The sequence below is a fragment of the Corynebacterium glyciniphilum AJ 3170 genome, assembly GCF_000626675.1.
Lineage (GTDB): Bacteria > Actinomycetota > Actinomycetes > Mycobacteriales > Mycobacteriaceae > Corynebacterium > Corynebacterium glyciniphilum.
The window spans coordinates 14,507-40,938 of sequence record NZ_CP006842.1; the positions used below are offsets into that span (position 1 = coordinate 14,507).

At 60.4% G+C, this 26,432-nt stretch carries 23 protein-coding genes, 3 tRNA genes and 3 pseudogenes; 18 read left to right on the forward strand and 11 right to left on the reverse strand.

The window, feature by feature from the left end; translation table 11 throughout:
• Positions 1–100 precede the first annotated feature (100 nt).
• The 4 genes from gyrA to CGLY_RS00085 all read left to right on the forward strand — a co-directional run bounded on the left by gyrA (position 101) and on the right by CGLY_RS00085 (position 3,182).
• Complete coding sequence (gene gyrA, locus CGLY_RS00070; RefSeq protein WP_038544864.1) at positions 101–2,605, forward strand: DNA gyrase subunit A; 2,505 nt, start codon at positions 101–103, stop codon at positions 2,603–2,605.
• Positions 2,602–2,967 (forward strand): DUF3566 domain-containing protein, encoded by a 366-nt coding sequence (locus tag CGLY_RS00075; protein WP_081803700.1) that lies wholly within the window; start codon positions 2,602–2,604, stop codon positions 2,965–2,967. Before gyrA ends, CGLY_RS00075 begins: the two co-directional genes overlap by 4 nt.
• Before the next feature lie 52 nt (positions 2,968–3,019).
• Positions 3,020–3,096 (forward strand) — tRNA-Ile (locus tag CGLY_RS00080).
• A 13-nt stretch (positions 3,097–3,109) separates the two neighbouring features.
• A tRNA-Ala gene (locus tag CGLY_RS00085) sits at positions 3,110–3,182 on the forward strand.
• A gap of 182 nt (positions 3,183–3,364) precedes the next feature.
• Here the strand turns inward: CGLY_RS00085 and CGLY_RS17005 are convergent.
• Positions 3,365–4,339, reverse strand: a pseudogene (locus CGLY_RS17005) (IS256 family transposase).
• A gap of 362 nt (positions 4,340–4,701) precedes the next feature.
• Between CGLY_RS17005 and CGLY_RS00095 the strand changes: the two are divergent.
• Positions 4,702–4,929, forward strand: coding sequence for a hypothetical protein (locus CGLY_RS00095; protein ID WP_038544867.1), 228 nt, complete (start codon positions 4,702–4,704; stop codon positions 4,927–4,929).
• A gap of 2,394 nt (positions 4,930–7,323) precedes the next feature.
• Here the strand turns inward: CGLY_RS00095 and CGLY_RS18010 are convergent.
• Together CGLY_RS18010 and CGLY_RS18015 are read right to left on the reverse strand one after the other, a co-directional pair.
• On the reverse strand, positions 7,324–7,581 hold the full coding sequence (locus CGLY_RS18010) for a DUF4442 domain-containing protein (protein WP_320406895.1): 258 nt from the start codon (positions 7,579–7,581) through the stop codon (positions 7,324–7,326).
• Positions 7,578–7,775, reverse strand: a complete 198-nt coding sequence (locus CGLY_RS18015) for a hypothetical protein (RefSeq protein WP_320406896.1) — start codon at positions 7,773–7,775, stop codon at positions 7,578–7,580. Before CGLY_RS18015 ends, CGLY_RS18010 begins: the two co-directional genes overlap by 4 nt.
• A gap of 382 nt (positions 7,776–8,157) precedes the next feature.
• Between CGLY_RS18015 and CGLY_RS00105 the strand changes: the two genes are divergently transcribed.
• From CGLY_RS00105 to CGLY_RS00115, 3 genes are all read left to right on the forward strand, one after another.
• Positions 8,158–9,198: a LacI family DNA-binding transcriptional regulator gene (locus CGLY_RS00105; RefSeq protein WP_038544870.1), complete on the forward strand. Its 1,041-nt coding sequence runs from the start codon at positions 8,158–8,160 to the stop codon at positions 9,196–9,198.
• 157 nt (positions 9,199–9,355) lie between these two features.
• Positions 9,356–10,735, forward strand: a complete 1,380-nt coding sequence (locus CGLY_RS00110; protein WP_081803701.1) for an MFS transporter — start codon at positions 9,356–9,358, stop codon at positions 10,733–10,735.
• Complete coding sequence (locus CGLY_RS00115) at positions 10,725–12,206, forward strand: glycoside hydrolase family 32 protein (protein WP_038544872.1); 1,482 nt, start codon at positions 10,725–10,727, stop codon at positions 12,204–12,206. Before CGLY_RS00110 ends, CGLY_RS00115 begins: the two co-directional genes overlap by 11 nt.
• Positions 12,207–12,224: 18 nt before the next feature.
• Here the strand turns inward: CGLY_RS00115 and CGLY_RS17010 are convergent, their stop codons facing one another.
• Positions 12,225–12,797 (reverse strand): GNAT family N-acetyltransferase, encoded by a 573-nt coding sequence (locus CGLY_RS17010; protein ID WP_081803702.1) that lies wholly within the window; start codon positions 12,795–12,797, stop codon positions 12,225–12,227.
• A 94-nt stretch (positions 12,798–12,891) separates the two neighbouring features.
• Here CGLY_RS17010 and CGLY_RS00125 point away from each other — a divergent pair.
• Both CGLY_RS00125 and CGLY_RS00140 read left to right on the forward strand, forming a co-directional pair.
• Positions 12,892–12,964, forward strand: a tRNA-Ala gene (locus tag CGLY_RS00125).
• Between the two features lie 1,186 nt (positions 12,965–14,150).
• A pseudogene (locus tag CGLY_RS00140) lies at positions 14,151–15,114 on the forward strand (IS481 family transposase).
• Between the two features lie 126 nt (positions 15,115–15,240).
• Here CGLY_RS00140 and CGLY_RS17015 read toward each other — a convergent pair.
• The 3 genes and pseudogenes from CGLY_RS17015 to CGLY_RS17495 form a co-directional block, all read right to left on the reverse strand.
• A pseudogene (locus CGLY_RS17015) lies at positions 15,241–16,477 on the reverse strand (IS110 family RNA-guided transposase).
• Between the two features lie 629 nt (positions 16,478–17,106).
• A complete protein-coding gene (locus CGLY_RS00155; protein WP_038544889.1) occupies positions 17,107–17,622 on the reverse strand; it encodes a hypothetical protein in 516 nt (171 codons plus the stop codon).
• Between the two features lie 222 nt (positions 17,623–17,844).
• Positions 17,845–18,006 carry a hypothetical protein gene (locus CGLY_RS17495; protein ID WP_158407357.1) on the reverse strand — a complete coding sequence of 54 codons (162 nt, stop codon included), beginning with the start codon at positions 18,004–18,006 and terminating at the stop codon, positions 17,845–17,847.
• A 157-nt stretch (positions 18,007–18,163) separates the two neighbouring features.
• On the opposite strand from CGLY_RS17495, the gene CGLY_RS00160 reads away from it, so the two are divergent.
• Positions 18,164–19,234: an NAD(P)-dependent alcohol dehydrogenase gene (locus CGLY_RS00160; protein WP_038544893.1), complete on the forward strand. Its 1,071-nt coding sequence runs from the start codon at positions 18,164–18,166 to the stop codon at positions 19,232–19,234.
• Positions 19,235–19,657: 423 nt separating this feature from the next.
• On the opposite strand, the gene CGLY_RS00170 is transcribed toward CGLY_RS00160, so the two are convergent.
• Both CGLY_RS00170 and CGLY_RS00175 read right to left on the reverse strand, forming a co-directional pair.
• Complete coding sequence (locus CGLY_RS00170) at positions 19,658–20,239, reverse strand: LGFP repeat-containing protein (RefSeq protein WP_038544900.1); 582 nt, start codon at positions 20,237–20,239, stop codon at positions 19,658–19,660.
• Between the two features lie 562 nt (positions 20,240–20,801).
• A complete protein-coding gene (locus CGLY_RS00175) occupies positions 20,802–21,029 on the reverse strand; it encodes a hypothetical protein (RefSeq protein WP_038544903.1) in 228 nt (75 codons plus the stop codon).
• Between the two features lie 372 nt (positions 21,030–21,401).
• Between CGLY_RS00175 and CGLY_RS17330 the strand changes: the two genes are divergently transcribed.
• The gene (locus CGLY_RS17330; protein ID WP_144313605.1) at positions 21,402–21,599 is read left to right on the forward strand and encodes a hypothetical protein; all 198 of its coding nucleotides are present in this window, start codon (positions 21,402–21,404) and stop codon (positions 21,597–21,599) included.
• A gap of 64 nt (positions 21,600–21,663) precedes the next feature.
• Here CGLY_RS17330 and CGLY_RS00180 read toward each other — a convergent pair whose 3' ends face one another.
• The gene (locus tag CGLY_RS00180; RefSeq protein WP_038544907.1) at positions 21,664–22,110 is read right to left on the reverse strand and encodes a MarR family winged helix-turn-helix transcriptional regulator; all 447 of its coding nucleotides are present in this window, start codon (positions 22,108–22,110) and stop codon (positions 21,664–21,666) included.
• A 102-nt stretch (positions 22,111–22,212) separates the two neighbouring features.
• On the opposite strand from CGLY_RS00180, the gene CGLY_RS00185 reads away from it, so the two are divergent.
• From CGLY_RS00185 to CGLY_RS00210, 6 genes are all read left to right on the forward strand, one after another.
• Positions 22,213–22,848, forward strand: coding sequence for an NAD(P)-dependent oxidoreductase (locus CGLY_RS00185; protein WP_038544914.1), 636 nt, complete (start codon positions 22,213–22,215; stop codon positions 22,846–22,848).
• Positions 22,849–22,884: 36 nt separating this feature from the next.
• The gene (locus tag CGLY_RS00190) at positions 22,885–23,235 is read left to right on the forward strand and encodes a hypothetical protein (RefSeq protein ID WP_038544919.1); all 351 of its coding nucleotides are present in this window, start codon (positions 22,885–22,887) and stop codon (positions 23,233–23,235) included.
• A 12-nt stretch (positions 23,236–23,247) separates the two neighbouring features.
• Complete coding sequence (locus tag CGLY_RS00195; RefSeq protein ID WP_052539348.1) at positions 23,248–24,180, forward strand: COX15/CtaA family protein; 933 nt, start codon at positions 23,248–23,250, stop codon at positions 24,178–24,180.
• The gene (locus CGLY_RS16545) at positions 24,177–24,830 is read left to right on the forward strand and encodes a hypothetical protein (RefSeq protein WP_052539350.1); all 654 of its coding nucleotides are present in this window, start codon (positions 24,177–24,179) and stop codon (positions 24,828–24,830) included. The genes CGLY_RS00195 and CGLY_RS16545 overlap by 4 nt, the downstream gene beginning before the upstream one ends.
• Positions 24,831–24,995: 165 nt before the next feature.
• A complete protein-coding gene (locus CGLY_RS00205) occupies positions 24,996–25,175 on the forward strand; it encodes a hypothetical protein (RefSeq protein WP_038544924.1) in 180 nt (59 codons plus the stop codon).
• 102 nt (positions 25,176–25,277) lie between these two features.
• On the forward strand, positions 25,278–25,469 hold the full coding sequence (locus tag CGLY_RS00210) for a hypothetical protein (protein ID WP_038544930.1): 192 nt from the start codon (positions 25,278–25,280) through the stop codon (positions 25,467–25,469).
• A 6-nt stretch (positions 25,470–25,475) separates the two neighbouring features.
• Here CGLY_RS00210 and CGLY_RS00215 read toward each other — a convergent pair whose 3' ends face one another.
• Positions 25,476–26,420 carry a hypothetical protein gene (locus tag CGLY_RS00215; protein WP_052540503.1) on the reverse strand — a complete coding sequence of 315 codons (945 nt, stop codon included), beginning with the start codon at positions 26,418–26,420 and terminating at the stop codon, positions 25,476–25,478.
• Between the last annotated feature and the right edge of the window lie 12 nt (positions 26,421–26,432).

Below are 26,432 nucleotides of genomic sequence, written 5' to 3' on the forward strand. Positions count from 1 at the left end.
GGTCGTCGTCGCCCATCGTACGCACCTGACCCGGATATGGGCCATGAGGTGGTAAGATTGCCAGGTCTATACCTAGTCTTCTGGAAGGGATCGCACCGAAGTGAGCGACGACAACTACGGCGGCGGCGAGACGCTGTTCGACCGCATCACCCCCATTGACCTCAATGAGGAGATGCGGAACAGCTACATCGACTACGCCATGAGCGTCATCGTGGGCCGTGCGCTGCCCGAGGTCCGGGATGGCCTGAAGCCTGTCCACCGGCGTGTTCTCTACGCGATGTATGACAGTGGTTTCCGCCCGGACCGCAGCTACGTCAAGTCCGCCAAACCCGTCGCTGAGACGATGGGTAACTACCACCCCCACGGCGACACCGCCATCTACGACACCCTCGTTCGCATGGCACAACCCTGGTCGATGCGGTACCCACTCGTCGACGGGCAGGGTAACTTCGGTTCCCGCGGTAACGACGGCCCGGCTGCCATGCGTTACACCGAGTGCCGGCTGACACCGCTGGCACTGGAGATGGTGCGCGACATCCGCGAGAACACCGTCGACTTTTCCCCGAACTACGACGGGAAGACGACTGAGCCGGACGTCCTGCCGTCCCGCGTCCCCAATCTGCTCATGAACGGATCCGGCGGTATCGCCGTCGGTATGGCGACGAACATTCCGCCGCATAACCTCAATGAACTCGCCGAAGCGGTCTTCTGGCTGCTCGAGAATCCGCAGGCGGACGAGCAGACGGCACTGGACGCGTGTATGGAGCGCGTCAAGGGACCGGACTTCCCGACCGCGGGCATGATCGTGGGCGACTCCGGCATCAAGGACGCCTACACGACCGGTCGTGGTTCCATCCGCATGCGCGGCCGCGCCGACATCGAGGAAGACGGCAACCGGCAGATCATCGTGATCACGGAGCTGCCTTACCAGGTCAACCCGGACAACCTGGTGGCGTCGATCGCCGAACAGGTCCGCGACGGCAAGATCGCCGGCATCGCCAAGATCGACGACGAATCGTCCGATCGTGTCGGTATGCGCATCGTCGTCACTCTGAAGCGGGACGCCGTGCCGCGCGTGGTGCTGAACAACCTGTACAAGCACTCCCAGCTGCAGACCAGCTTCGGGGCAAACATGTTGTCCATCGTCGAGGGGGTGCCCCGCACCCTGCGTCTCGACCAGATGCTGCGTTTCTACGTGAAGCACCAGATCGAAGTCATCATCCGCCGGACGCAGTACCGGCTTGACGAAGCTGAGAAGCGGGCCCACATCCTGCGCGGACTGGTCAAGGCGCTTGACGCGCTGGACGAGGTCATCGCGCTGATCCGCCGCTCCCAGACCGTGGACATCGCCCGCGAGGGACTGCGCGACCTCCTCGACATCGACGATGTTCAGGCGGACGCCATCCTGGCGATGCAGCTGCGCCGCCTGGCGGCTCTGGAGCGACAGAAGATCGTCGACGAGCTCGCGGAGATCGAGGAGACCATCGCTGACCTCAAGGACATCCTGGCGTCCCCTGAGCGTCAGCGCAGTATCGTCCACGACGAGCTCGCGGAGATCGTGGAGAAGTTCGGCGACGACCGTCGCACCGAGATCGTCGGAGCCACCGGGGATGTGTCCGAAGAGGATCTCATCGCCCGGGAGAACGTCGTCGTCACGATCACCTCGACCGGTTACGCCAAGCGTACGAAGGTCGACTCCTACCGCTCGCAGCGTCGTGGCGGGAAGGGTGTGCGTGGTGCGGAGTTGAAGCAGGACGACATCGTGCGTCACTTCTTCGTCTGCTCCACCCACGACATCATCATGTTCTTCACCAACTACGGCCGCGTCTACCGACTCAAGGCCTACGAACTGCCGGAAGCCACCAGGACGGCGCGTGGTCAGCACGTGGCGAACCTGCTCGAGTTCCAGCCCGGTGAGCAGATCGCCCAGGTCATCCAGATCCAGTCCTTCGAGGACGCCCCCTATCTGGTGCTGGCGACCCAGCAGGGTCGGGTGAAGAAGTCTCACCTCACCGACTACGACACTGCCCGTTCCGGTGGTCTGATCGCCATCAACCTCAACGAGAGTGACAAGCTCATCGGGGCTCGCCTGTGCACGGGTGAGGACGACCTTCTGCTCGTCTCCGAGGAGGGCCAGGCATTGCGTTTCACTGCCGACGACGACACGCTGCGTCCTATGGGACGCGCTACCGCCGGCGTTAAGGGCATGCGTTTCAAGGGTGACGATCAGTTGCTGGCGTTGACTGTCGCCGACGACAACTCCTATCTGCTTGTCGCTACCTCGGGAGGTTACGGTAAGCGCACCGCGGTGGAGGAGTATCCGGTAAAGGGCCGTGGGACCCTCGGTGTCATGACCTTCAAGTACGATCCGAAACGCGGCAAGCTGATCGGTGCGGTGACCGTCGGCCTGGACGATGAGGTCTTTGCGATCACCTCCGCTGGCGGAGTCATCCGTACCCCGGTGAAGCAGATCCGCAGTTCCTCCCGTGCGACCATGGGCGTGCGACTGGTCGACCTGGCCAAGGGTGTGGAACTGCTCGCCGTCGACCGCAATGTCGAGGATGAGGGCGAGGAAGTGGTCAACCAGGCGGCGGAGAACTCATGAGAGCCTCACTCCGGGAGATTGCACCGCTAAGTGCATTGAAGATCGGTGCGATCCTGAGCGCCTGTGTCTTCGTCGCGTGGATGGTCGCCGCCGCCCTGATCTACATCTTCCTGGGGCTCGGTGGCGTCTGGGACCGGATGAACAACCTGTTGGCCGATCTCATCGGTGCCGATCGGATCTCCGCCGGTCTGTACTTCGGTGTCGCGGCCGGTGTCGGTCTGTTGGAATTTATCGTCGTGACTCTGTTCGCCCCGGTGATGGCGTTGCTCTACAACGCGGCGACCGGACTTGTCGGCGGGCTCCAGGTGACGATTTCCCCTCAGGATGTGAAGGAGACAGAGACTCCCGAAAACGTGCCCTGACCTGTCGGTTTGTAAGTTCAGTGTCGTATGGGTAAAGTTCTGTCTCGTTCGAGGGCCTATAGCTCAGGCGGTTAGAGCGCTTCGCTGATAACGAAGAGGTCGGAGGTTCAAGTCCTCCTAGGCCCACCAGTAAGACCCCCTCGGGGCTGTAGCTCAATTGGTAGAGCATCTGCTTTGCAAGCAGAAGGTCAGGGGTTCGATTCCCCTCAGCTCCACAAGATAATCAGCAGGTCAAGGGCGCTTTCCAGCAGACGGAAGGTGCCATTTCCTCGTTTTTGGTAGCACGTTGGTAGCGCAGCCCTAGCCCTTCTTCCTTTTGGCGATGACCTGCCCCATCCTCACGGCCACGTCATCCAGCTCGGGTTATACGACAAAATGCGTGCTTTTTGCCGGCGTGTCATCGGCCGAGCCATCCTTTCTGCACTTCCATAGAGTGTTGGTAGGTAAAGTCGATCGCGGTGTCGTAGGAAGCTGGTCGACCGTCCTCGGAGGATGACTGGTTGTCCGCTGCGATCAGGTCTTGTGCTTCGGCGAGTGCGGCCTGTCCCCAATCTTTGGTCCCCGGCGATCCTGACAGGGTCGTCGGGGACTTGTGTGTCTAAGTACAGTCACCAGTCGATGACGGTGCGTTGGTGTTCTGGGCTTAAGCTTAGGTGGGCGCGCGCGAGGTTATTGATCATCGCGTTGATGCCGCCTTCGAGGGTGTTCGTCGTCAGCGTGAACACCGGTGGTGGTGTGTCGTCGGCGGGCAGGCGGGCGGGAACCTCATGATAGTTGAACAGGTGACCTCGTCGGTAGACGGTGAGCAGGCTGTTGTAGGCCTTGCAAACCCGGGCGCGAGTCCAGGTCTAGTTGCGTCCACCTGGTGTGGTGCGTGGATCGGAGGCGGTCTTCTCGGTGAGGTGGTCGTGGTAGACGGTGCCGAAGCCGTGCCGGCGGGTGGCCCAGGCGGCCGCCTCGTCGAGGTCACGAATGCGGGTGAGTTTCAGGGCGCGAAGGTAGAGGTTTTTTCCGGCTGGTGTGCGGGGTCTGCTGGTGGTGTGGCGACGGATGACGCGTTGGATGTGCACCAGGCAGCGCTGCACTTTCGTGGTGGGTCAGCAGGTTGATGTACCAGCACCAGGTGATGCGTCGCTGCAGGGTGCGGGCAGTGACATGCTGTGTGGCTGCAACATCGTCGAGGGGGCTTTGTGCTGGTGGCCCAATCGATGAAGGTTCGGAACGTCGCTGCCTGAACCGTGGTGGTCTGGGTGGTGCGGGTTGAGGAAGCATCGCAGGTGGCGCAGCGCCAGCGGGTGGTGCCTTTAGAGGTGGTGCGGTTCTTCTTCATGGTCCCGTCGCAGACGGGGCATCGGGGTCTGTTGGTTTTCATCCGTGCCGATCCAACCGGCAGGGTTGGACCAGAGGTGGAGCATACGGGCGTGGTTTTGTGACTTACCCTGGGCGAATAGCTGTCTGGGAGCTATTCATCCGTCATTTCAGTGGGGTGACCTGCTGCAGAGCGCGGATTCCGGACACACATTCTGACCATTAACCCGGTCTTTCTTTGTCTGGTCCGCTTTCAGCCCGCTATTGATGAGCGCATCCATCTTCACGGCCACTGAGTCGAGCTAGTCATCAAACAGACACGGGTACTGGCGGACTCCGACGACCTGATCCCCCGCACTGTCCGAGCTGGCCCGCGCCGATGCGATCTACGCCGCCTACCTCGCCCACGGTGGCCCGGCACTGACCATGCTGTTGAACCAGCGGGAGAAGACCATCCGGGGCAACGCCGACCAGGCGCACTGTGTACAGGTCTCAGGTCTGCTCGACACGCTGGATCACACGCGCATCGAAGCAATCCTGAAAGCCGCGCGGGGTAAGTTCGATGACGTGCAGGTTGGTCTGCCGAAGGCTCGTGCCGAGTACAAACAACGCGTGGAAGAGCTCAACAACCTCTACGCCCGCGTCGAGCCATAGATGCGCGGAGGGTGCGAAATCCCCGGTGTCTTTGGTGTAGAAGACCAGTTCAACACCACCGGGGCACCGACGGATATCCTGTATGACCCTGAATGGGAGGAGGCCGTATGCTCTGGGAGTGAGGTCGCCACCACAACAGCACGATGTGGCGGAACGTACGAAAGCAAGCCCTCCGTGAACTCGACTATCGCTGCGTAGTCTGGGGTGCCGAGGAGAACCTAGAGCTTGATCACGTCCTTAACGTCGCCAGAGGCGGGCAGGACGTGATCGAGCACGCGCAATGAATGTGCATTCCGCACCATAACCAGAAGACACAGCGGTAGGCCGCAGGACGGCGTGAGAAGTTCGAGCGTCGTATCCCGCTGCCGTTGGGTTTGGGCCGCGACGGGAAGGGTGGTGGCCGTGGCAGTACGTTCTGAGCTACTTCCTGAGGCTTACCGAGTGCTTGAGGCGGAAGTGCCGTTTTCCTGCGCACTGCGCGGCTGGAAAGAGGAAAACAACTTATGACCGACCCGGGTCGTGTCCCCCGTGGTGTGTGAGCGTGACCGGGCGGCGATCCGGGATGTCAGCGGTTTCGATGACTGTTGGCTGTGCAGTTGGTGCCGTGCTGAGTTGTTCAAGCAACTGAGCCGCGAACGGTAGCGCCTGTCTTTACCAGGGGCGCGGGTGGAGTTCCACCCGCGCACGACTACTAGCAGGCCCGCCCAACTATAATGTTGTACCCTAAAAAATAAATGGTGGGAAACCTACGACTCGGAGACCCTGCCGAGGTCGCCGACCCGCCCCGGTCGTCATCAGAGCGCTCGACGGTCCGCACCACTAAACAAGAAGGAGAGCGGCCTTGTCATCAGAGTATAAGTCTGTGCCCCCGATGTTCCGCGCTCTCTATGACGAGGTGCCCGCCGAGTGTGCTCTATGTGGTGCATCTTTTCCTGTAGGACAGTTATGGCTGGTCAGAGTTGCATCTCGGATGATCGCGGAAAGCCATAAATCCAAACTCCGTCACACCAGCAGCTTGGGTGATTGCTGGCTGTGTACCTGGTGTCGTATGCGGACGTTCAATGAGCGTAATCGTCGGTGTTGAGTTCATCTGGAGATAAGGAGAGAGATCAGCAGGTTGAACGTGAATCAACCGCCAACGAGGAGGGCGACGAAACCAACGATTCCGAGTAGGACGACAGTTCGTAAGCGTACCTCTTTGCCGACGACGAAAACTGGATCGCTGACTAGGGAGACCCCTGAAGGTTTGTTTGCCACCGAGACTACGGTGTCCTGACATGCTCTGTCACTAGAAGAGCACATCACCTTCCGGGTGGTGTGCTCGACTATCAGGAAGAAGTGCTCGCGGAGACTTCCGTACTGTCGGTCGCGACCTCTGCCCGGGGCATCATGTGAGTGATGCACTGATAGTAGGGGTCGGCGGCGAGGATTGACTTAACGATGACGCTGCTGTTCATGCTGTGCTCCAATCTGAGTGGCTAAAGCAACCCTAACTCTCTACTGTCGACCGGCTCTAGTGTGAGTTGGGCCGCTGAGTAGGTCTCTGGCGACCCATAAGCAAAAACAGGCACGCACACCAAAAGGAATGCGTGCCTGCTCCGAAAGGTAGAGCATCATGAGATGCGCCATCAGCGGGGTCATCACTCCCCACTGTTCACAACATAGAACACTCACTACAGAACTGCAGTGCAACGGTTCGCGGCGAGCTGAAATGGGGGTGGTGCGGTACCCCTGGCGGTACCTGTCTGAGCTTCCGGTAGGCGCGGGCGGTATTCACGATTACGGGTCTGGGTTTTTGTGAGTTTGACCCTTGGCTGAGATACGTTGTTAAAAGGCCTTAGTGTTATCTTCTAAAAGCCTCACCCCTCGTCGGTAGTGCGATGCCCCCGGTTCTCTCCTACCGGGGGCATCGCGTATGCCGAACCCCTCAACGGTATCGGCACACTCTCACCAACGTCACACGCCGGAGGAATCAGCTCAGCAAGTGACGTGGACCACAGTATCTCCGTACATGACAATGTTCAAACAATTATTCCCACAGGTGTGTGTTTCGAACACACGTGGGCCGCAACCTTGATAGTGTCATCGCAGGGCCGACGGCTCTCGGCCCGATCTTGGGGCGTGAGACACCCCGGGTTTCATGGGTCCCCCTCGCGCATTCGGCTCACCCTTCGGCGCGAGGGGTTTTCTTAAAGTTCGAGCTAAACCATTGCGGCTACCTGACGACCCAAAATACGACCGTGGATCTCCCTTACGCCCCACAGACAGCCATACAGCGCCCTCGGCGGTGCATTTACGCAGGGTCCGCGACCCTGGAACCTGTACAGAATCCGAAGTCCCTTTTGCCAACCGAACCGTCGAGGGGCGAGGCGGGCCGGGCCCCAGGGCGATGGCTCAGCGTTGTTTGAGCCGGTAGTAAACCTGTTTACGGACCGTCGCTACCGTGTCGCCCTGTTCGTCTGTGATGTCGACCTCGTGCCAGTGGAGGTACTTGGAACCGTCGGCGGTCTTCTCCTTTATGAGGTCGTAGGTGCTCTCGCTGATGCGCATGTCGGCGGTGATGGTGCCTTTGCCAGGTTTCTTGAAGTCGACCTCGCTCCTGATGTCCCAGACTCTATAGTCGTTTCCTAGTCTGGTGAGTGATGCCATCATGAAGAACGGGTCTGTCTGGACATCATGGTGCCGCCGAAGGCTGTTCTGACAGCGTTCTGGGTGAGCTTGTTGGGCTTGTGGGTGACGAGGACGCGTGAGCCGTCGTCTGCGAATTCTCGGATTCGAACGCCTGCGCCGAGTAGCGGTGGCCAAATCTGCATGAAGTGGCGGAGTTGTTGTGGTGTGAAGGCCATTGGCCTGCTCCTGTGTGATGTGGGACACGTTTATTCATGTCTAGCATGATAATCATGTTGTTGCATATGCTTTCGGTTGTCCGTTGTCGCTGAGCGTCAGATGTTTGCCTTCACTGTCGGAAGCTATGACTCGTTCCAGTCCGCTACAGGCTTAGTTGACCTTCTCGCGGCGTCACGCTGTTAGCACTTTGACCAGCCGCTATGCCACTCGGTGTCTTGTTGCTGTTTGGCCATAACGCCTGGTGCGCGTGTTTTTGCATGCAGAAGGTCTGGGGTTCGATTCCCCTCAGCTCCACAGCAGAATGACCCTTACTCTGGCCTCGGGGTGAGGGTCTTCGCGAGTCTGTCCTACCGGTAGGGTTCACTGGGAAGGAGGATTTCAGTGACACGACGCATCACCCTATCTGATGTCGCCAGACGGGCCGGGGTGTCTGTCTCGACAGTGAGTTTCGTCCTCAATGATCGCCCTGGCTCGCGTATCCCCGAGACCACAGCGGCCAACGTCCGTGCCGCTGCTCAGGCACTCGGCTACACCCCTGACCATTATGCGCGAGGGCTGAAGACTGGGCGTTCCAAGGCTATCGGCTTCATCTCTGATGAGGTGACTGTGACTCGTTACGCCTCCGCCATGATCCGAGGCATACTCAACGTCGGCGAAGCGAACCAGCACGCGGTTTTTATCGCTGAGACAGGTCACGGTGAGAGGGAGTTGGTCCGAGCAATCCGGGAGTTGCAGTCGCGGCGCGTCGACGGCCTCATCCTCGGAATGATGCAGGCGCGAGAACTCGATGTTCCCAATGAGTTTGCTGCTCTGCCGATGGTCGTCGTTAACGGCACGGCCGGCAGCATTCCGGCGATCCTGCCGGATGAGTACACCGCTGGTGAGAGGACCGTTCACTTTCTCCTGGAACGTGGGCACCGGACCATCGGACTTGTCGGGAGGTCACCTTTACATCAGGATCCACGAGTCTCAGTCACCATCGGCCGTCGTTTCAGAGGTCTCGATGCTGCAATGAAGGAAGCGGGTCTGGGGTTTGCGCTAGAGGTTCCAGGGCACGAATGGGAACCTGACCTCGGCTACCGTGCTGCACAGGAGATCGTGAGTCGGCCGGACGTGACCGCGGTGGTGGCCGCCAACGACCGCATCGGATTCGGACTACACCAGGGGCTGGCCCAGTCCGGAACACCGGTCCCCGACGTTTCGGTCATCTCCTTCGATGACGATCCTTTGGCTTCATATCTTAGGCCGGGGCTTACGACCACACAGTTGCCGTACGAACGGATGGGGGAGGTTGCCGCAGGTCTCGTTCTTCGTCGTGCCTCTGCCCTACAGGGCAAAGGGAAGCGCGAGATGAATGATGCCGAGACGTTGGTCCCTATGCCGTTGATCGTGAGATCCTCTGTCGCGGTCCTGGCATCCTGATACAAGCTGAACGCCGGCAGGTTCCCTGCGAAAAGTAATTATTGTCATACCGCAGCACTGATGTTACGCTCACCACACTGCTATAACGATGTAGCAGGCGGATACGGGCCGCGAGGCGGCCCCATCTGCACCCTGATTACGGAGGGGGCCAAGGATTGTGGCTAACTTCAAGATGTCGTTACGGAACCCGTCGTATCTGCAGAGCTCGGTGACGTTACTGCTGTTCTTCGGATCGTGGGGTATCTGGTGGTCGTTCTTTCAGCTGTGGCTGACTCGGGAAGACGGGCTCAATCTCAGCGGGTCAGAAGTGGGCACAGTGTATGCCGTTAATTCACTCTCCACCCTGATCATCATGTTCTTTTTCGGGACACTGCAGGACAGGCTCGGGATTCGTCGGCATCTCTCGATCACCGTTGGTGTGGTTGCTGCGTGCGTGGCTCCTTTCATGATCTGGGTCTACGAACCCCTTCTTCAGAGCCAGTTCATCCTCGGCGTAATTCTGGGATCTGTGGTCCTCTCGGCGGGTTTCATGTCGGGGGTCGGACTGCTGGAGGCACTGGCCGAGCGGATGAGCCGGAGGTACGACTTTGAATACGGCCAGGCGCGAATGTGGGGGTCCTTCGGGTATGCGCTCGTTGCGCTGACGGCAGGCTTCCTCTTCACCATCGACCCACACCTCAACTTCTGGGCTGGTTCCCTATTAGGAACGGCGCTACTGTTGATACAGATTTTTTGGAGACCAAGGAATGCGGTGGCAACTGCGGCGGGGGCTGCGGAGAGCGAGGCTGCGCAGCCGGGACTTCGAGAAATGGCAGGGCTTCTCAAGAAACGGTCCTTGTGGGCCATTATCGTGTTCGTCCTTTTTTCTTGGACGTTCTACACTGTGTATGATCAGCAGATGTTCCCTGACTTCTACACGAGTTTGTTCGATTCTCGGGCGCAGGGGGAGCGGGTCTACGGTGTACTGAACTCGATCCAGGTTTTCGCCGAGGCTGCGATGATGGGGCTGATCCCGGTGCTCATGCGCAAGGTCGGGATCCGGACCGCCTTGTTGCTCGGAACGGCGGTAATGGCATTCCGTATCCTTGGTTCCGCTGTCTTCGACGACCCCGTCGTGATTTCGGCGATTAAGATGCTGCACGCAGTGGAAGTACCACTGTTCATCTTGCCGATTTTCCGGTATTTCACGCTACACTTCAATCCGGTGCTATCGGCGACGCTCTACATGGTGGGCTTTCAGATCTCAGCGCAAGTTGGCAACGTGGTACTGTCCCAGCCGCTGGGTGCGCTTCGGGATGAGGTAGGCTACCAGCCCACATTCGTGGTCATCTCAATGATTGTCCTGGGCGCTGGACTCTATGCATTCTTCGCGCTGAAACGGGATGACGAACACGTGCTCGGGGATCCGTTCCACAGGGATGGACGTGCCGCAGCGCGCTCGGCGGCGACAGTCGCCGAAGTTCCGGACCACGAGCGACTTCCAGTCCCCAACACATCTACTTCCCAGGCGAAGGAGTATCCCGACGATGGACGATGAATTAACCGCTGCAGAGGACGGCGTCTCCGCTTTGTTGTCGAGGCGGCGTGAGAGGTGGTACCCGGTCTTCCATATCGCCGCCAAAGCGGGATGGATTAACGATCCCAACGGGCTATCGTACTTCAACGGCCGCTATCAGGTGTTCTTTCAACACCATCCGTTCGGCACAAATCATGGTCCCATGCACTGGGGACATGTCTCATCCGTTGACATGATTACGTGGCGACGCGAACCTATTGCCTTGGCACCATCGGTTGAAGCGGACCGCGACGGAGTGTTCTCTGGATCCGCTGTCGTCTCAGATGACGAAAAGCTCGTCGCGTACTTCACCGGACACCGTTGGCGTAACGGTGTCAATGAAGACCAAGGTAACCTGCAGGTTCAGTGCATGGCGGTGTCCGAGAATGGGCGGACGTTCGAGAAGAAGGAAGTTATTGTCGAGTGCCCGGAAGGGTTGCAGCACTTCAGGGATCCGAAAGTGTGGCGCACTGGGGACCGATGGTTCATGATCTTTGGGGCCTGCTCTGCAGAAAATCGTGGCCAGGTATGGCTTTATACCTCCGATGACATGTACAACTGGGAGTTCGATCGCGTGATCTTTGAGGATCCCGATCCTTCGGTCTTCATGCTGGAATGCCCCGACATGTTTCCGTTGGGTGACCGGTGGGTTTTGCTTTACTGCCCTATGGGGCTGGAATCGGATGGCTATCGTGGGCGCAACGATCATAATGCCGGTTATGTGGTGGGTAGTTGGGCACCCGGTGAGAAGTTCGAACAAGCCACCGAGTACCGTCCGCTCGACTGGGGGCACCAGTTCTATGCCCCCCAGACTTTCGAGGCTCCCGATGGGCGACGGATCGCCTATGGGTGGATGGGGTCGTTCGCTGTGCCTACCCCTCCGCAGCTGACAGACAACTGGGCAGGACAGCTTACGGTTCCACGTGAACTGACACTCGACGACGACCAACTGCGCAATACCCCGGTCGCTGAAATACGAAGCTTGCGCGACAGTACTACGGAGTTCGGAGAGTTTCGGTTACGGTCTAACGAAGAGCGAGTACTGATGGCGGACTCAGAGGCCGCTGAGATCGAGCTCGAGTTGGACCTCTCGGCGACAACTGCTGAGCGAATCGGTCTGAAGGTCCACAACACGCTCGACGGCGCGCACACCCTGGTGTGCTACGACGACCTCGCCGGACGGGTGTGCGTAGACCGTCGCTTGACTGGAAACGGAGATCGTGGGTATCGAGCAGCCCCCTGGCCGCGGGAAGACCACCTCCGACTGCGGGTACTTATCGATCGCGGGTCAGTGGAGGTCTTTGTCAACGATGGAGAGGAGTCGCTGTCCTCCTTTAGCTTCCCGAATGAGGGACCGCGGGGCATCGTGCTGGTCTCGGAATCCGGCGACACCCACGTCGCGAGCCTGAACGTACACACTCTGGCTACTATTTGGGAGCGACCGGATCGTTGATCCGACCGCTGCAGGCAATTATTCGCGTTGCATCGACCACACCGTGGGGCCGTTCCTGAGACGTGTTTCGGCGTGAGTCACGAAACCAGAGCGTGCGTACAGGTCGACGTTACGGGGATCGGAGGTCTCCAGATGCACGGGAGTCCGCTCGCCAGTGGCGGTGTCCAGGACATTGAGCGCATGGGCGATCAGCGCGCTGCCCAGACCGTTTCCCCTGTGCTTGGGATGTACTCCTATGGTGGCGAGTTCCCAACTCTCGGTGACGGGGGACTGGGGGAGGCTTAGATCGGTGTCGTCCGCTGGCGCATCTCCCGTAGTGGACCGAATCTGTGACCATATACCTGAGGAGATGTGCTGCTGAGCTCCTGGGCCGGTGAGTGCGATGACGCCGGTAATGTCGTCGCTGACGTAGACAAGCCCGTGCGGCAGAGCAATATGTTCGAGGCAGAGACGTTGAATCTCACGGATTCGCTCGACATGCCTGTCCGCGGCGACAGTCCAGTCGGTCCATGAGTAGTTCGCGAAAGCGAGCGAAAGAGTGTCGGCCGCGCTGGTGAGGTCGCTAGGAGTTGCTGGCCTTAGTTGAAGCATGTGCCTGACACTACAGTGCGGGGAGGCCCCCGTGGCTAGGCGAATGAAGGGAACCGGGTGTACGATCTTCTGTGTTGTCTCCGCGTGAGACTGCGGGGCTATAGCTCAGTTGGTAGAGCGTCGCGTTCGCAATGCGAAGGTCTGGGGTTCGATTCCCCATAGCTCCACTATCATGGAATCCGTTGGTCGTTCAGGCCAGCGGGTTCCTTTCTTTGTGCAGGTCACGTCGCTAACTGTAGCACACGTGTGGGAAGGCAGGGGACCGCATGATGGGGCACCTGTTTCCTACGGTTCCCCTATAGCGAGAGGAAGTAGGAGACGATGCCGAACAACTGCGGAGAGCGACGAGCCTTCGGGGAGAAACCCTGGAACGATGGCAAGCCCAAGGGGAAGGCCCGCCGGTGGTTCGGGAAGTTCACCGGCCTGACGGAAAGCGGCACAGGCCAGGCGGGCAGAGCTTCGAGACGGTGGGGGCTGTAGAGGCGTGGTATCGAGCAGAGTGGACCCTGATCGACCGTATGACAGTAGATGGAACGATCGCTGAGCGGCTTCCCCCTAAGGAGAGGAACATGGCTGCGCGGGAAGCGAGGGCGGCTAAGGGGGTCACTGTCGCTGAGATGGTCAGGTGATGGCTTGACTACAAGACTGCTTCAGCGTGGGAGCAATCAACGAGACAGACGAATGACCGTCAGTTGAACCTTCGGCTACTGGATGCCAATGGTGAAGCCGGGGCGTTTCGCACCATGCCGGTGTCTCAGGCGACCCGTAGGGACACTAACGCGTGGTGGGAAGCTATGTGGACACAGTTCCCGGACACCGCACCGACGAATAACGGAGCGAAGAAGCACCTCACGGCTGTTTTCAAGTGGGCTGCTAGGCGAGAGATAGTTCCGGCTAGCCCGGTCGTCTGGAAACCCGTAGGCCCAAGGTGGGGGAGGGCGCTACCCGTCAGAGTCTGCCGGAGCTGTGGGAGACTAAGTCGCTGTTGGCGCATGTTCCCGAGAGGTACAGATTCCCGACTGCTCTGGCGCTGGTGCATGGTGTGCGGACTCAGGAGGTGCTGGTGCGTCGCCGCTGGCAGGTGAGGCGCACGATGGGCGCTGACGGGACGGTGGGCTACGCCATTGACCTGTCAGACCGGAAGCGTGTGCGTGCCGCTGTGCGCCTGACCGTGGAGGGGAAGCAGAAGATGGTGGATAAGGGGCTGAAAACGGAAGCTAGCTGTACTTCCCGGGGAGGTTGTGAACACCGCCCGGGGGATGACACATAACGAAGACCTCCGGTAACCGTTGTGGGGCAACCACGCACCGACAACGCACAGGAGGTCTTCCGTGTCCCAGGCGTAACGCACCACTGACCCCGACCGGCAGGGCCAGGCTCGTGTGCCTGGTCATCGACCATGGCTGGACTCAACGCCGGGCGGCCGAAAGGTTCAACGTCTCCCCTGCCACCGCCCACCGCTGGGTGGTTCGCCACCGCGCCGGCGAACATCTCGCCGACCGCACCAGCCGACCACGCAGGTGCCCCCACCAGCTCACCCGCCGCAGGGAGCGCAGGATCATCAAGCTACGGTTCACCCGCCGGTGGGGACCCCACCGCATCGGCTACCACCTCGGTGTTGCCCGCTCCACGGTCGGCCGGGTGCTGGCCCGCTACAGCATGCCCGTCTTGGACTGCATCGACGGAGTTGCTCGAGCCACCGGCCTGCCGGTGCGCAAGGCCCCGCCGACATGCTACGAGAAAACCTGGCCCGGCGAGTTGGTGCATGTCGATATCAAAAAATCGGGCGAATACCCGATGGCGGCGGGTGGCGTACCGCAGGTAAAGGCACCGACCAGCACCGCACCAGTCGAAAGATGGCCAACGGGCCGGCGCCGCGGAAAACCTACCGCTACCTGCTCCACGGGCGTCGATGACTACTCGAGAATGGTGTACTGAAGAGATCCTGGATGATGAGCGTAAGCACACCGCTGCCGGGTTCTGGACTCGGGTGGCGGCGTTCTTCGACTCGTTGGGGGTGACCGTGGAGGCGGTGATGACTGACAACGGTGCCTGCTACCGCTCGCATGCGTTCAACAACACCCTCGGTGAGGCGGTGACACGCCGGTTCACCCGGGCGTATCGGCCGCAGACCAACGGCAAGGTCGAACGGTTCAACCGCACGCTGATGAGCGAGTGGGCCTACGCACGACCGTATCTGAGTGAGTCTTCGCGTGAGGCGGTGTACGACCAGTTCCTGCATGACTACAATCACCACCTAGCTCACACCGCTATCGGGGGGGTGTCCCTATGTACTTTGTCAACCCCTGGACCGTAGGCTCTTCGGTCCTTCGTGATCACCAGCTGTAGCTTGATTTCGAACATGGTGGCGTAGGTGTTGGGCCCGGTTGCTTCCGGGCCTGCGACGCCTGTGGGACGGACAGCAGGGGCTCAGTTCAGCGATCTAGGCTGCAGTGGCCTCCGCGGTGGCCCGTGGTGGCAACTCCCGGAAGAACTCCCCGCGGGTGAGCATCGCGAAGATGACGTTGCACCGCCGGCGGGCCAGACACATCACGGCCGCGTTGTGACGCTTACCCTCGGCCCGTTTCTTGGCGTAGTACGACCGGGAAGCGTCGTGGCAGTTCGATGCGATCCAGGCGGATCTGAACAGGGCATTCTTCAACCGTTTGTTGCCGGATCGGGCGGAAAACTCCCCACGGATTGATGTGCCGGACCGTCTGGTCACCGGGGCGATGCCGGCTGAGGGGTCCAGGTGGGCGGCATCGGGGAAGTCGGAACAGTCGCCGACAGACAGCAGGATGTTGGCGGCGGTCTTGATGCCGACCCAGGGCATCGACATCAAGACTGCAACTGGCTCCAGGAAAGAGGGAAGTCATCAAGCATCTCCTCGACCTGCCCGGCGATGCTGTCACGCTGGGTTTTCAGCGCCTTGATGTTGGTCGCCAGCATCTTCGATCGCCACTTCTGCTGCGGCGGTGCCGGGCACGGTGACGGTCTGGGCGTTCAGGGCTTGGAAGATGGCGTCGACCAGGGCCTCGGGGTCTTTCTTGGCGTGGTTTCGGGCCCAGGTTAGCACCCGCTTCCTGCCCATTTTCTTCAGTTTCGTGGGCCCGGCGTAGTGGATCAGCAGGTCCAGGACGAATGTTCGCTGGATGATCTCACCGGCGAAGACCCGCTCCAACGACGGGTAGATCTGCACCAGGATGCTGCGCAGCCGGTTGATCGTGCGGGTGGCGTCCCGGGCGATGTCGTCATCGAGTCCGGACAGCATCTTCAGCGCGGAAAATACCTCAGCATTGCGGTCCACCGCACGCAGGGTATGCGGCATCGTACGGGCGGTGGCAAGCGATGATGAACGCATCCCGCGGATCGGTCTTGGCTTGTCCGGGGTACAGATCAGCTGCCTTACGCATCGCCAGGCCGGGCAGGTAGGCAACCGCGCAGTCGCAGGCCCTCGCTACGGCGATCGGCAGGGCACCGATGGTATTGGGCTGGTCCACGATCAACAGCACACTGCCATGGGCAGTGAGCTCGTCGAAGACGGTGCGCAGGCTGGTTTCGTCCTGGGGTAGAGCTTTGTCGTAGACCGTGGTGCCATCGGTGGTCAGGGCGTAGCCGTGGTGGGCGGTTTTGCCGACGTCGAGTCCGAGGTAGACGCCGTAGATGGTGGTGTCTTCCATGGTGGTTCCCCTCCTCGGGGGAGGTTGGTATGTGGTTGTGGTGGAAGATCACTGGTGGTGGTCGGACACTCGGTGCGGGCACCCACGTTACGAAGAGACTTCACCGCACCCGAAAGCCGGTGAGCCGCGTCCCTATTAGCCGTCAGCGTGCGTCCTGGTACCTCGGCGGCAACACCCCCCGGATCATTGTGTAGAACAACAGGGCGAATCAGCCATACCAAGGCCAGTGACCTGCCCCCGAGCTTACGGGGGACACCATCAAGGTAACGGGGCTGACTCCCTCAGCGCGTGTTCACAACCTCACGGGGAACTACACCTAGGTCGCGCTTCCTACCCCCGCGCTGCTCTGGAAGGCTGAAAGACACGCGCCCTGGGGGTGGACGACGAGGGGCATGCTAGCAATCTACTCGCTAACGATTCTCGGCCCTTTTATTCCGTCCAATTCCAGATATTCGGATGAAGAGTACTGCTATTACTGCGACGGCAGTAATAGCTGCGAATTGCACCCACTGCGACGCATCAGCCGTGACCACATAAATAGCCAGTACTACGACGACGGTGAGGGAAAGTGCACTCAGCTTCATTCCGCCTGAGTATTCTTCGAACTTGTTTCCCATAGCTATCCTTTCTTAGAGGAGGTACTCGGCGAATACGCCTCCGCCGCAAGAGATTGCGCCGATGAGCCCCACACGTCGTAGGACGAATTTGGCGGCCTTGTCCCAAGAGTTCACCTGGGATTCAATCGCCTCCCAAGCACCCACAGCGCCGAAGAAGTCGATTCCGAGGCACGCGCCCACGACACGCTTGATCTCGTCTCCCGCACTCCGTGCCTGGATCGTGGGGGCAGTTGACTCTCGCTGATAGATGTCGACAGGTATGATGTCGCCGTTCTCATCGAGAACATCAACCTTGTCGCCATTGTATTGGAGCGCTGCGGCGCTTTCGGGGATAGCTTCGTAGCCAAGATTTTCATTGATCAGCTGTCGATCATCTGCGGTCAGCCGCTCGGTCTCTTTAGCTGTTGCGGTGCTCGTTGTTGCGTTAGGCACGGCCGAATCACCGTTGGCTGTGGCAGGGAATACAGTGAGCGGAAGTGCCGCAGCAACAGCTGCCACGACAATACGGGCCCGAAATGACTTTTTCATGTATCGATCTTCCTGTGAGGAGGTTGCCGAACACCTGTCAGAGTATGCGACCGGCTTCGGAACGTCGACCAAAGTTGCGAGATCGTTATGACATGTTCATCGGTTGTTTGTTTAACTTACCGTCGCATATACGGCCACGGGTATATTTACTCGTTGAGAAAGTTGACCACGCCGACAAATCCGACGGTGATATTTTCACGTCCCGGTTCTGGTGGCAGTACGCTAGGTCGTGTTCTCGTTGGCGATCAATGGATGACAGATGCCCTGGAGGTGGGTGGCGAGGATCGAAGTAGGGCGAAGCCCCACGACACGGGATGTCGCCGGGCGGTTGGCGGGAAGTGCCGGGGCAGTGGACGCGCTGCGGTGCTGTCGTCGGTGCTCCACGGTCTACAGGCGTTAGTCACGTTGACGTCCGAACGGTCACGAGGCGCGGGCGGCAAGGGGATCAGGTTTCGTGCCATGCACGGAGAGCGTACGATCTCGTCAGGTAGAGCCACGTTACCTAGTGGCTAATGCCAGAAAATAGCTGCAGGAGGTTATCTTGTCCCTCACCGTGAAGGCACTCCAGAAGACCAGCGCAGAGGACTCGTTCCGTGTGGTAGAGATAGAGCGCCGTGATCCACGTCCTGATGATGTTGTCATCGACATCGCAGCGGCCGGCATCTGCCACAGCGACATCCATACGATCCGTAATGAGTGGGGTAGTGCCCACTTTCCCCTTACCGTCGGCCACGAGATCGCGGGCACTGTATCCGCTGTCGGCTCCAGCGTGACGAACTGGAAGATCGGAGACCGGGTCGGCGTCGGCTGCATGGTCAACTCCTGCGGCGAATGCGAACAATGCCGCAACGGCCAAGAACAAGACTGCCTCAAGGGTGCGATCATGACCTACGATTCTGTCGACGTTGACGGAAGCATCACACAGGGTGGTTACTCGCAGAAGATCGTCGTTAACGAGCAGTTCGTCTGCCGTGTCCCTGACGGCATCGACTTCGACGTTGCTGCGCCGCTACTGTGCGCCGGGATCACCACATATGCACCCCTGAAGCGATGGGGTGCTGGGCCGGGAAAGAACGTCGCGATCCTAGGCCTTGGCGGGCTGGGGCACATGGGCGTCCAGATCGCTGTCGCGATGGGTGCGAATGTGACGGTGCTATCGCGTACCCGTAAGAAGGAACAGCTCGCCTTCGAGCTCGGAGCCTCCGGAACACTCGCGGCCGAGGACGAGGGGTTCTTTAGCGACCATGCCGGGGAGTTTGACCTGATCCTCAACACGATCAGTGCCGACATCCCCCTGGACAACTATCTGTCCCTGCTGAAACCCCATGGCGCGTTGGCTGTGGTGGGCATGCCGCCCGCTGCGCAGTCCCTGCACTTCGGCGCAGTGGTTGGGGGATCGAAGATCCTCGCTGGGTCGATGATCGGCGGAATCGCCGAGACTCAAGAGATGCTGGACTTCTGTGCCGAGCACAGCATCGGTGCGATCATTGAAAAGGTCGGTGTAAACGAGGTAGACACTACATACGATCGGGTCGTACGAGGCGAGGTGTACTTCCGTGCTGTGATTGATACGAGTGAGTTTGATGGTCAAGAGGCCACCGCTTTGGCGTGATATTGCTGCGGCCCTTGCGCGATTCACGATATAAGCGAGATTCGCGGGACATGTACGCCGGTGCAGATTGTGGCTTCCGGGGAAGTCACTGAACGAGGCTTCCTCGTCCCCCCCCGCCGTACATCCATCTCCCCGGCGATGCCTGAGGCTGCGCTTCGACAAATGACCGACATTATTCGAGAGCACCGACTCAACCGCTCGATCGTAACCGCCGTGTACGACCCCGATATCGAGGCTAGCTTCAATAAGTATGGCTTGATCGAGGGGGCCGACGGGTAGATTAGCGAGGTACCGGACGAATCGGACGCCGAGATTGAATCCGGAACACACCGGGTGCTCATCGACGGCAGCAACAGGCCCTCAGCGATGGTGAAGTGACAAACCCCCGCCATGTAAGGCAGGGGGAGGGTCGATAGGTTTTGGCTACTGGCCGCTCTCAATATCAGCGTCCCAGTTACCTTCGTCATCCTGCATCCACGAAATCGTGCCGTTCTCGAACTGCTGAGTCCAGCCCTGCGCCGCGTCCCCGGACTCCGGGGTGGTGGGCAGGCCGACCTCGTTGTCCAGGCCACCGTCGTTGGCCCAGGTCTCGCCGATCTTCCCGATCAGCGGGGTCACCTCGCCGCTGTCATTCTCCACGGCCCACCCGTTCTCGAACGTGGCCAGTGTCGCGCCGTCAGCGCGTTCAACGCTTTTCACAGCGCCCCAAGCACCCTGCTCGCCGCCTGCCTCGTCGTAGGCAGCCTGCAGGCCCTCGGTGAGTTCGGTATTCGCACCTTCCTCCGATTCTGAGCCTGCACCCTCCGTCTCGGCGTCGGACGCGTCGGCAGATTCAGACGAATCCGAACCACTCATTGCGTCAGATGCTTCCGCTGCACCGCTTTCAGCGGCTGAACTTGCGCCTGACGTTGCGTCTGATGTGTCGTCTTCACTGCATGCTGCTGCTCCGAGGAGTAGGCCGCCTGCAGCAACGACGGTGATTGTGCGCTTGAGGTTGATTCTCATAGTGGAACTGCCTTCCGTGTCAACGTGCGGGATGTAGTTCACGTCCTGTTGTACATGAGATCCTGGTCTCTTGCAGGGTTTTCTTCGGCACAAACGAAAGAGATGCCGAAGGTATCAGTTCCATAAATGTCGGAAACGATTTCCAAAAGGTTCAGAACTCGTACAGTTTTCATGGCTCTATGACCTCGGTGGTGGCTCCAATGCAGTTGCCGGGTACCCCCAGGGTGGTGTCTGGACGCGTGACTGCCACCGTTTGTTCTGGTAGTGGGGGTCTTACGTGGTGGGACGGTGGGGTTTAGGGGCTGGCGTTTCACCATCACCGGCGTAGCGGGTGAGGCTGTAGTTCTCCCGATTGCGGCCCGTTGTCTTTTCGTCGGCAAGGACGAAATGGCTGTTCAGGTCCATGCTCTCCCCGGCAGTCTGCCCCCGCGCCGTCGCCGTAAGTAGCCCAGTATGCGGTTGGCGTGCTCGTCTGAGGGTTCGAATAGTATGGTCACTTAGTGAAGTCCCCGACGTCGATGTGAGCGGCGTTGGGGGCTTCACTCTGTCTAGCGGAGGGTAACTACTCTGCGGCCTTGGCGTCTGCTTCGTGTGCCTGGCTGGTGAGGATGTCCAGGGCGTAGGCAAGGTCATGCCCGTGAGCGGCCGCGCCGGCGTACATATCCGCCTGCACACGGTAGCTGTCGGGCTGTCCGGTGCGCTCGTGATGAGCGAGGGCGAGGAGATCGTGAATAGCGTCTGTGGTTCGAAGTGACAATTGACTGTTCTCGCCCGGGGTGTCGATGCTCATGTAGTCGTCGAGGATGATCGGGCCGTAGGTCTCGGTATCATTGCTGATGACTGGTGCCTCTCTTTGGCTGTTTTACTATTCTTTCCCTACAGGATCGTAGGTCGATAGTGTGTCTACTGTTTCTGAACTGCGGATAGTGTCGTCATGTTGTGGATTCCCCATAGCTCCACAAAAGATGGCTGATGGGCACATCCCGAGGATTCGGGAGGTGCCCATTTTCCTGTTACTGGCGCTGGGCCACCCCGAAGGGTGGTAGACGGGGTGGATCGTATACCCCTGCCTGTATGGATAATTCACCGTATGAATTACTGCGGCGTTAGATTCTCCTTAGTTGTGTCACTGTCATGCGCATAACCGCCACAAGGAGGCTCCGTGAATAGCAAAAAGCTCGCCGCAGTAGTGGCGGTTGCCGCGCTCGCCCTCGCCGCGGCGTCCTGTGGTGGCGAAACTGAAGCAGAAGACACACCGAAAGTGCCTGCGGTGACAACCTGCATTACTCCCGTGCCGCCACACGCGACAACGTCTGCGCCCAGTATTGCGGTGACCGACCAGCCCAATCCCCGTCGGTAGGACGGGTCCTCGGACGCCGCTGGGCCCGTGGCGCAATAGTCGACGTTCGACTGTTATTACACGTTCAGTGTTCAGGCTTATCAGGGGTGTAGAACTCACTCATGGCAGTGAGGAACCGGATGACGGTGTGGAGCTCATCGGCACTGAAGCTGGACGCGAGAGTGGCGAATCGCTCGTCTCTGTCCCCGTAGAGCGACTGTAGAGGGGCGATGGCTTCCGGGACCAGATCAATGACCGTGCGGCGGCGGTCCACGTCGTCAGGGGTGCGGCGGATGAAGCCGGCTCGTTCGAGACGATCGACGATCCGGGTGACCGTGCTGGTCGGAATCCCTGTCGCTGAGCTGATCTGCCGTGGTGTGCGGATGTCCTCGTTGAGGACCAGCAGGTGCAGTGTCTGCAGGTCCGTCATCTGCAGGCCATTATCCCGCGCTATGCGGTCATTGCCCAGTGTGGCATCCACGATCTGTTGCTGTAACGCGATGCGTACCTGTTCTACCAGGGCATTCGTCACCGGCGAACCTCCTTGTTAAAGTGTTCCCATATCGGGAATATCTACCTTCGGGACTACCTGGTCAGTGTATCTGGTGATCCCCCGGACAGGAGACGAGACACGATGAGAATTCTGGTACCAGGCGCCACCGGTATGGTCGGTCGCCACGTTGTTGAGCAGGCCCTGGAACGCGGGCACGAAGTCACCGCCATTGCACGGCGTCCGGAGTCTTTGGGCCTTGAACACCCCCGCCTTTCCGTCGAACCGGCGGACATCACCACAGCAGGGTCGGTGGAACCGCTTCTCGAGGATATCGATGCGGTGGTGAGCACGGTCGGTATCGGTACGTCGACGGAACCGACAACGTTGTACTCGGATGGGACTCGGAACCTTCTGCGTGCAATGAAACGTCACGGAGTGACACGCATCGTCGTCATCTCCTCCGAGGTCGCTGACCATTGGGCGCACCAAGGTCTGCTGAAACTCTGGTTTGTGTTGCCACTCCTCCAGACGTTCCTCGGTGCCACCTATGACGACATGCGGCGCATGGACGTCGTTCTCTGGGAGAGCGAGGCGCAGTGGACAGCGATCCGCGCCCCGCGGATCCGACCCGCGGCAGGAAAAGGAAGCTACCGGCTCAATGTCGGAAGGCCGCTACGACGGGGCTGGATGATTACTGCATCGGACATGGCAGCCGCGCTGCTCGACATTGCCGAGCGTCAGGATCTGGGCCGCGCGCACGTCTACGTCGCCAACTGACAAGGGGACGCTCCCACGAAGGAAGGAACCGAGGACGTGGAAACTGTTCGCGGGATTATAGTCCTGCTGCATCTGGTGGGATTCGCGCTATTGCTGGGCTCCTGGGCGGTCGAGGCATTCAAGCGACGCGCACGGATCACGGCGATGATGCAGTGGGGAATGACGACCGCACTCGTTACCGGCCTCGCGCTCGCGGCACCGTGGGGTCTCGAGCACGAGCTGAACTACATGAAGATCGGCATCAAACTCGTCGTGCTCCTCGTCATCGCCGCGTTGCTCGGTGTCGGTGGGGCACGGCAGCGTCGAACAGTGTCGATCCCAGTTACCTTGTTCTGGTCTGTCGGTGTTCTGACGATCGTGAATGCCGCGATCGCAGTCCTGGTCTAGAGGTCGTGACTCGTGCCGAATCCCTTCTCATGGCTCGCCGACCGCGTCGGTGTCGAGCGCCGCAGCCTCCGTTCGGCCGCACTCGCCGCGCTCGTGGCCAGCGTCCTCATCGTCACGACGGGTGCGACCGTGCGGCTCACCGGTTCCGGCCTCGGATGCGAGACCTGGCCGTACTGCACCAGCGATACCCTGGCACCGACCCGTGAGATGGGGCTCCACGGGGCCATCGAGTTCGGCAACCGGCTGCTCACGGTCGTCCTCTGCGTCATCATAGGTTGGCTGATCATCGCCACCCGCTTGCAGCGCAGTCCCGCACCGTCGGTCAGCAGGTGGGCGTGGGCACAGTTCTGGGTGGTGGTGCTCAACGCCGTCATTGGTGGCATCACGGTCTGGACCGAGCTCAACCCGTACGTCGTCGCGGGGCACTTCATCGCCGCGATGCTGCTCGTCGGAACGGCCACTGTCACGTGGCACCGCGTCAGCGAACTCGATCGAGACGGCCCTCCGGAGCCGTACCAACCTGCCCTGCGGGTACTCGGTACGAGCCTGCTCATCGCCACCGCGGTACTCATCATGCTCGGTACCGTCGTCACCGGGACCGGCCCACACGCCGGCGATTCGTCCGATGTACCGCGCATGCCGTTCGACTGGATCACCGTCTCCCGCCTCCATGCCGCAGCCGCGATTGTCGTCACCGCACTTACGGTCTGGGCATGGATCGGCACACGCCGAAGTAGCAGGTCCGCGCTGCGAAGACATGTCCGGATACTTCTCCTCGTGGTGTCCCTCCAGGGAGGCGTCGGAATCGCGCAGGTGGTACTTGGCCTGCCGGAAGCCCTCATCGGGCTGCATCTACTCGGCTCCGCCGTCGTCTGGACCGGAACTATCTGGATATTCCTCGACACCCTTCCCCCACATCACATCAATGCTTGGAGGCCACAATGAATTTCGACAAACCATTGGACGGTTGGTTCACGTATCTGGCGTGGAACATCGATCTGCAGCTCCGGGGTCCGTTCGTGAAGGCGAGCACGCGCCGGGAGCACTATCAGGAACATCTTGTCCATATCGCTGAAGAACTCCGGAAAGAGGGTGCGGTCACTGCCCATGCTCTGGAGGTGACGATGGTCGTGCCTGTCGACGGGGGACCACGATATGACGTGGCGCTGCTGGTCCATGCAGGCGACGAGGTGCGTGATGAGCTTGTCCGGCGCACCTCGGCTCTCGGCTTCCCGACACCGGAACTGGCGACCGTCGCCCGTAACGCCGGGAGATTCGGTGATACCGAGGGGCAGGAGGGAGAAATCTTGCTCAACCATTTCGCCGGAGACGCGGTCCCGCAGGCCGCTGTAGAGGCATGGGCGTCGATCTCGGAGTGGTACGCCCGGACGCTCGGAGTCGACAATTCGACGTTGCTGGAGTTCACCGGGGACACGCCGATACTCATCATGAACTATGCAGTCCTGCCTGGGAAAGCGATACCGTTCCTCGCAGGACAGGTACTGCGTCCAAGCTTCTACAGTGTCGTCCGTAAACAGCTCCATGAGGCCGGGATTGCTCCGTTCCCCCTCATCGCCCGGCGACTGGACGGGTGAGTGGCGGCCGACGTTTCTGCCAGGCTGTTGTGACAGGCCGTGCGGTGTGGGGCGGGGTCAGTCTTCCCGCCTTCTCTCGGCATTTTCCCTTGCAGAGGGAAAGTTTCGCCTAGTGTGGTGTTCGTCACTGCGTCAATAGACGCCTACACGATGGAAAGGTCTTTCATGGAATCTCTGATCAACCTCATTGAGTCGCTCATCGACTTCGGTTCGTCGACACTGGAGCTCGGTTCGTCCGTGCTCTCCGGAGACGGATCACTCGCCGTCGGCTCGAATGTCCTTGATCTCGGTTCATCCGCTGCAGAACTCAGTGGTGCAGGCTCCGATATCATTTCGGGGAGCTGACCGGGGGTAGCCGCAACGTTCCTGTTGCGCGAGGGGAAGGGCTGCCTAAGATAGTGGCCGTACAGCGTCCGCTGGCACCCCTCTCACGAAGAAAGGTCCACCATGGATACTCTCATCGAACCCCTCATCAACTTCCTGACCTCGGTTGTCGGCCTCGGTTCCTCGGTCGCTACCGGCAACCCGATCGGCATCGGCTCGTCCACTCTGGAGCTCGGCTCCTCGGCGATCGACCTGAGCAGTGCCGGCTCCTCCATCCTGGATGGCGCCGGCGCGGCTGAGGAGGCTGCGAACTAGCCCGGACTAAGCCTCGGCGGGATGTTTCTCTGCCGAGAGCCGGGATGTGAACCTGTGGTACCGCAGCGCGGCAAGCCCGACCAGGCCCATGCCGAGCACCACCCAGGCAAGCAGGACCCACACGGAGTGCGCGATTCCGGCGCCGTCGAAGAACGCCACCGAACGGGTGGCGTTACCGGCGGCGCCGATCGGCAGGTACTGGCCGATCGCACCCCAGGGGGACGGCAGCCACTGCCATCCCGTGGCGATGCCGGACAGCGGGTTGGAGACGAAGAGCGTCAGCAGTGCGCCGATCCCGAGTCCGGGGAAGCCGATCAATGCCTCGAGGCCGAGAACGAACAGTGATGTGCCGGCGATGCCGAGTGCGAGGACGCCGGCCGTCTCCCAGTAGTTGCCGTCGAAAGTGCCGAAACCGAACTGCAGGACGGCCCCGACCGCGAGACCGGCGAGGAGGGAGAACACCACCGAGCCGATGATTCGCAGGCCGTAGCGCTTTTTCATCGTGATCGACAGGACGGCAGCCGACACCATGCCACCGAAGGCCAGGGGGAGTGCCAGTGCGCTGAGACCGCCGGCGTTCGGGTCGTCCTGCGTGGTCGGGGCGAGGTCCTTGACCTGGGCGTCCATTCCTTCTGCGACGCCGGTGAGCACCTGAGTGTACGGCTGACCCGCTCCGGACGCCGTGTAAACGGTGGCGCCGTCGGGGGTGACGGTTACCGCGCCGACGGCGTCTCGGTCGAGGACGGCCTGGCGCGCGTCTGCGGGATCGTCGTAGGAGGTGACCTCGACGTTCTCGCTGAGCTGGCCGACCACGGGCTCTGGTGCGGATACGGCGACCGGGATATTGTCCGGTCCGGAGTTCATCTGGGGAGCGAGGAAGGAGAGCAGCATCAGAGTGACGGCCGCAGTGAGGCCGAGAATGATGCCGCCGAGCTTGAGTGTGGTCTTCACGGGGATCTCCTG

Bases quoted from the DNA above. Each gene is read 5' to 3' on its own strand.
- CGLY_RS00185 (WP_038544914.1), top strand. From the start codon at position 22,213: ATGAGAATTCTGGTACCAGGCGCCACCGGTATGGTCGGTCGCCACGTT.
- CGLY_RS00155 (WP_038544889.1), bottom strand. From the start codon at position 17,622: ATGAAAAAGTCATTTCGGGCCCGTATTGTCGTGGCAGCTGTTGCTGCG.
- CGLY_RS00205 (WP_038544924.1), top strand. From the start codon at position 24,996: ATGGAATCTCTGATCAACCTCATTGAGTCGCTCATCGACTTCGGTTCG.
- CGLY_RS00095 (WP_038544867.1), top strand. From the start codon at position 4,702: ATGCTGTTGAACCAGCGGGAGAAGACCATCCGGGGCAACGCCGACCAG.
- CGLY_RS00075 (WP_081803700.1), top strand. From the start codon at position 2,602: ATGAGAGCCTCACTCCGGGAGATTGCACCGCTAAGTGCATTGAAGATC.
- CGLY_RS00115 (WP_038544872.1), top strand. From the start codon at position 10,725: ATGGACGATGAATTAACCGCTGCAGAGGACGGCGTCTCCGCTTTGTTG.
- CGLY_RS00175 (WP_038544903.1), bottom strand. From the start codon at position 21,029: ATGAGCATCGACACCCCGGGCGAGAACAGTCAATTGTCACTTCGAACC.
- CGLY_RS18015 (WP_320406896.1), bottom strand. From the start codon at position 7,775: ATGGCCTTCACACCACAACAACTCCGCCACTTCATGCAGATTTGGCCA.
- CGLY_RS18010 (WP_320406895.1), bottom strand. From the start codon at position 7,581: ATGATGGCATCACTCACCAGACTAGGAAACGACTATAGAGTCTGGGAC.
- CGLY_RS17010 (WP_081803702.1), bottom strand. From the start codon at position 12,797: ATGCTTCAACTAAGGCCAGCAACTCCTAGCGACCTCACCAGCGCGGCC.
- CGLY_RS00170 (WP_038544900.1), bottom strand. From the start codon at position 20,239: ATGAGAATCAACCTCAAGCGCACAATCACCGTCGTTGCTGCAGGCGGC.
- CGLY_RS16545 (WP_052539350.1), top strand. From the start codon at position 24,177: ATGAATTTCGACAAACCATTGGACGGTTGGTTCACGTATCTGGCGTGG.
- CGLY_RS00210 (WP_038544930.1), top strand. From the start codon at position 25,278: ATGGATACTCTCATCGAACCCCTCATCAACTTCCTGACCTCGGTTGTC.